Genomic DNA, 1,867 nt, shown 5'->3' on the forward strand with positions numbered 1-1,867 from the left:
TAATTTGGCGGCCACCTACTCTCCCACACCGTCTCCAGTGCAGTACCATCGGCCGCTTAGGTCTTTACCATCGTGTTCGGGATGGGAACGGGTGTTACCCCTAAGCGCATCGCCACCAAAAGCTTTGGTTACTTGATAACCCAACAATAGACAACAGTAAAAACTCTCTACTTTTTTCTTCCTTAGAAAGGAGGTGATCCAGCCGCACCTTCCGATACGGCTACCTTGTTACGACTTCACCCCAGTTATCGGTCCCACCTTCGGCAGCTCCCTCCTTACGGTTGGGTCACTGACTTCGGGCGTTACTGACTCCCATGGTGTGACGGGCGGTGTGTACAAGACCCGGGAACGTATTCACCGCGACATTCTGATTCGCGATTACTAGCGATTCCAGCTTCATGTAGTCGAGTTGCAGACTACAATCCGAACTGAGACGTTATTTTTGGGATTTGCTCGACCTCGCGGTTCTGCCTCCCTTTGTTTACGCCATTGTAGCACGTGTGTAGCCCTGCTCATAAGGGGCATGATGATTTGACGTCATCCCCACCTTCCTCCAGGTTATCCCTGGCAGTCTCTCTAGAGTGCCCGGCCAAACCGCTGGCTACTAAAGATAGGGGTTGCGCTCGTTGCGGGACTTAACCCAACATCTCACGACACGAGCTGACGACAACCATGCACCACCTGTCATCCCTGTCCCGAAGGAAAGGCAACATTACTTGCCGGTCAGGGAGATGTCAAGAGCAGGTAAGGTTCTTCGCGTTGCTTCGAATTAAACCACATGCTCCACCGCTTGTGCGGGTCCCCGTCAATTCCTTTGAGTTTCATTCTTGCGAACGTACTCCCCAGGTGGACTACTTATTGCGTTTGCTGCGGCACCGAACAGCTTTGCTGCCCGACACCTAGTAGTCATCGTTTACGGCGTGGACTACCAGGGTATCTAATCCTGTTTGCTCCCCACGCTTTCGAGCCTCAACGTCAGTTACCGTCCAGTAAGCCGCCTTCGCCACTGGTGTTCCTCCTAATATCTACGCATTTCACCGCTACACTAGGAATTCCGCTTACCTCTCCGGTACTCTAGATTGACAGTTTCCAATGCAGTCCCGGGGTTGAGCCCCGGGTTTTCACATCAGACTTGCCACTCCGTCTACGCTCCCTTTACACCCAGTAAATCCGGATAACGCTTGCACCATACGTATTACCGCGGCTGCTGGCACGTATTTAGCCGGTGCTTCTTAGTCAGGTACCGTCATTTTCTTCCCTGCTGATAGAGCTTTACATACCGAAATACTTCATCGCTCACGCGGCGTCGCTGCATCAGGGTTTCCCCCATTGTGCAATATTCCCCACTGCTGCCTCCCGTAGGAGTTTGGGCCGTGTCTCAGTCCCAATGTGGCCGGTCACCCTCTCAGGTCGGCTACTGATCGTCGGCTTGGTAGGCCGTTACCCCACCAACTACCTAATCAGACGCGGGTCCATCTCATACCACCGGAGTTTTTACCCCTGCACCATGCGGTGCTGTGGTCTTATGCGGTATTAGCAGTCATTTCTAACTGTTATCCCCCTGTATGAGGCAGGTTACCCACGCGTTACTCACCCGTCCGCCACTCAGTCACCAAGATCTTCATCCGAAGAATCAAATCAAGGTGCTTCGTTCGACTTGCATGTGTTAAGCACGCCGCCAGCGTTCATCCTGAGCCAGGATCAAACTCTCGTTAAAAGTGTTTGTATCCAGTTCAGAACCAACTAACTAGCTAATTCTTCCCTTTTTACTGTTGTTTTGGTTTGTTTAAAAACCGTTCTTAAAAATCTTCTCTTAAAGAAATTTTCAAGGGTTGTTGTTGTCTATTGTTCAGTTATCAAGGTTCTT

At 51.2% G+C, this 1,867-nt stretch carries 2 rRNA genes; both read right to left on the bottom strand.

Annotated features, from left to right (window positions below):
- Nucleotides 1-2: 2 nt before the first annotated feature.
- A 5S ribosomal RNA gene (gene rrf, locus LI126_RS14540) occupies nucleotides 3-120 on the bottom strand.
- A gap of 66 nt (nucleotides 121-186) precedes the next feature.
- Nucleotides 187-1,717: ribosomal RNA gene (locus LI126_RS14545) — 16S ribosomal RNA — on the bottom strand.
- Nucleotides 1,718-1,867: the final 150 nt, after the last annotated feature.

Origin of the sequence: Mediterraneibacter sp. 210702-DFI.5.30, assembly GCF_020560115.1 — a bacterium.
Classification (GTDB): Bacteria; Bacillota; Clostridia; order Lachnospirales; family Lachnospiraceae; genus Mediterraneibacter; species Mediterraneibacter faecis.